Genomic DNA, 3,186 nt, shown 5'->3' on the forward strand with positions numbered 1-3,186 from the left:
CAGCTGGCCGCGGCCGTCGTTGCGGCTGGGCTGGCTGGCGCTGCCGTGCGCGGCGCTGGGGCTGGCGGCGAGCGCGGGCTGGCTGAGCCGGCAATGGTGGCAGCTGGCGGTGCTGATCGCGCTGGCGCTGCTGGCGCTGGACCTGTGGCGGGTGTGGCGCGCGCCGACCCCGCGCGTGCAGCGGCGCATGCACGACACCTGGGCGATCGGCGTGGAGCGGCCGGTGACCCTGCAGATCGACGCCGAACGGCGCCAGCGCGTGGATGCGTTCGACCTGCATCCCGGCGGCTGGGCGATGCGCGACCTGCCGCGCCGGCTCGACCTCAAGCCCGGCGAATCGGCCGGCTTCGACTACCACCTGCGCGCCAACAGCCGCGGCGATTTCCAGTTCGACGGCACCCAGTTGCGGCTGCATTCGCCGTGGGGCCTGTGGTGGCAGTCGCGCGTGACCGGCGCGCCGCAGCGCGTGCGCGTGTTCCCCAATTTCGCGCCGCTGGCCAAGTTCGCGATGTTCAGCGCCGAACAGGCCTCGCGCCTGGTCGGCGCGCACGTCAAGCGCCGCCGCGGCGAAGGCACCGACTTCCACCAGATGCGCGAGTACCGCGTCGGCGACAGCCTGCGCCAGATCGACTGGAAGGCCACCGCGCGCGCGCGCCGGCTGATCTCGCGCGAGTACCAGGACGAGCGCAACCAGCAACTGGTGCTGATGCTCGACACCGGCCGCCGGCTGATGGCGCGCGACGGCGAGCTGTCGCACTTCGACCACGTGCTCGACGCGGCGCTGGTGGTGGCCTACCTGGCGCTGCGCCAGGGCGACGGCGTCGGCCTGCTCGCCAGCGGCGGCCAGAGCCGCTGGGTGCCGCCGCAGCGCGGCGTCGGCGCGATCGACAACCTGCTGCGCGCCAGCTACGCGCTGCAGCCGCAACCGGTCGCCACCGACTTCCTCGCCGCCGCCACCGAACTGTCTTTGCGCCAGCGCCGCCGCTCGCTGGTGATGCTGGTGACCAACCTGCGCGACGAAGACATGGACGACCTGCTCGCCGCCGTGCGCATGCTGCGCGCCCGCCACCTGGTGTGCGTGGCCAGCCTGCGCGAAGGCTCGCTGGACCAAGCGCTGGACGAAGACGTCGACGACCTCTCCGGCGCCATCCGCGCCGGCGCCGCCGCGCAATACCTGGAACACCGCGCCCAGGCGCACGAAGCGCTGCGCAGCCAGGGGGTGATGGTGCTGGACGTGGCCTGCGACCAGCTGGCGGCGTCGTTAGTGGAGAAGTATCTGGCGGTGAAGCGCGATCGGTTGCTTTGATCGCTTGCCGCGAAGGCATGCTGTAGCGGCGCGCACGTCGGCGCCGAATCGAACCCAGGAGATTCACGATGGCGAACGAGGTGATTTGGGGCATTCACGCCGGCCGGACCGGCGACGCGGATGCGCTGTTCCTCAAGCAGGGCTGTATCGCCATCGGCTGGGCGGCGATGGGCGATCTGTCGCCGTTGTCCGCCGACCGCGAAGCCTTCAGGCAGCGCTATGTGCAGGCCTATCCGGAGGCCAAGAAAGGCGGTATCGCCACGGTATCGGGAATTCCGTACCGCTTCCTGCATGAGATGAAGGCCGGCGATCTGGTGGTCTATCCCTCCAAGCAGGACAAGCTGGTGCACATCGGCCGGATCGACGGCGGTTATCAGTATCTGCCGGCGAAAGATCACGGCTATCCGCATCGGCGCAACGTCTCCTGGCTGCGGCAGGTACCGCGCCTGCAGTTCACCCAAGGCGCGTTGTACGAAATCGGTTCGGCGCTGAGCCTGTTCCAGGTCAAGAGCTACGCCGAGGAATTTCGCGCCGCGGTCGAGGGCAAATCCAGCGATGCGGTGCCGGTGGACGAAGACGCGACGGTGGCGGCGGTCTCCGAGGAGATCGAAGACACCACCCGCGACTTCGTGCTCAAGCGGCTCGCCCAGGAGCTCAAGGGCTTGCCGCTGGAGGATTTCGTCGTGCACCTGCTGCAATGCATGGGGTACCACGCGCGCAAGACGCGGGTGAACGAACCCAGCGTGGACGTGATCGCGCACAAGGATCATCTCGGCATCGAACCGCCGATCATCAAGGTGCAGATCAAGAGCAGCTCCGCCACGGTGAGCGACAAGGACGTCTCCGCGCTGTACGGAAAGCTCAGCTCCGGCGAGTACGGTTTGTTCGTCACCCTGGGCGGCTACAGCCCGGCTTGCCGCAACTTCGAGCAGAGCAAGGGCAATCTGCGCCTGATCGACGGCGATGAACTGGTGGACCTGATCTTCGATCACTACGAGCGGTTCGATGCGCGCCACAAGGGGCTGCTGCCGCTGCGCAGGATCTACGTGCCGCAAGTGCTCGACAACGGCTGAGGCCGGCGGCCTCACTCCCCGCCCGCATACCCAAACTGCCGCCAAGCCTCGAACACCACCACCGCCACCGTGTTCGACAGGTTCAAGCTGCGGTTGCCCGGGCGCATCGGCAGCCGCAAGCGCTGCTCCGGCGGCAGCGCGTCCAGCACCTCCTGCGGCAAGCCGCGGGTTTCCGGGCCGAACAGGAAGGCGTCGCCGGCGGCGTAGCGCGGGGCGTCGAAGCGTTCGCGGCCGCGCGTGCTCAGCGCGAACAGGCGCGGGGCGGCGCCCTGCGCGGCGGCGATCGCGGCCAGCGCGGCGTCGAGGCTGTCGTGCACCTTGAGGCTGGCGTACTCGTGGTAGTCCAGGCCGGCGCGCTTGAGCTGCTTGTCTTCCAGGGTGAAGCCCAGCGGCGCGATCAGGTGCAGGGCGGCGCCGGTGTTGGCGCACAGGCGGATGACGTTGCCGGTGTTAGGCGGAATCTCCGGCTGGAACAGGATGACATTGAACATCGCGCCATTATGCGGCCCGGCGGCGCAGGCCGCGTCCGGGCGGCGCAGCCGCGCGCCTGCGCCCATATCCCGCCGCGCACCGGCAGCTGCACCGGTACCCGCACCCGCACCGCACCCGCACCCGCACCCCCGGGAAGCGCAACGCCGCAGCGGCCCGCCACCCCACGTGACCGGCGGCCCATGCCCCGCCGGGCGCGGGCCGCCTAAGATGGCCGGTGGTCCGCCCATGGACGCCATCTCGACCGGAGCCGTCATGCCCCAGCTTTCCTCGTCCCGTCTCCCGCGCGCCGCCGCGCTCGCCCTGGCGCTCGCCGCC

At 70.1% G+C, this 3,186-nt stretch carries 3 protein-coding genes; 2 read left to right on the plus strand and 1 reads right to left on the minus strand.

Features of this window, described 5'->3' with window-relative positions; translation table 11 throughout:
• Positions 1-19: 19 nt before the first annotated feature.
• Positions 20-1,306, plus strand: a complete 1,287-nt coding sequence (locus A7A76_RS14625) for a DUF58 domain-containing protein (protein ID WP_428995160.1) — start codon at positions 20-22, stop codon at positions 1,304-1,306.
• A gap of 68 nt (positions 1,307-1,374) precedes the next feature.
• The gene (locus A7A76_RS14630; protein ID WP_206411869.1) at positions 1,375-2,379 is read left to right on the plus strand and encodes a restriction endonuclease; all 1,005 of its coding nucleotides are present in this window, start codon (positions 1,375-1,377) and stop codon (positions 2,377-2,379) included.
• Positions 2,380-2,390: 11 nt separating this feature from the next.
• Here the strand turns inward: A7A76_RS14630 and A7A76_RS14635 are convergent, their stop codons facing one another.
• A complete protein-coding gene (locus A7A76_RS14635) occupies positions 2,391-2,870 on the minus strand; it encodes a tRNA (cytidine(34)-2'-O)-methyltransferase (RefSeq protein ID WP_206411870.1) in 480 nt (159 codons plus the stop codon).
• Between the last annotated feature and the right edge of the window lie 316 nt (positions 2,871-3,186).

This window comes from Lysobacter enzymogenes (assembly GCF_017168095.1).
Lineage (GTDB): Bacteria > Pseudomonadota > Gammaproteobacteria > Xanthomonadales > Xanthomonadaceae > Lysobacter > Lysobacter enzymogenes_D.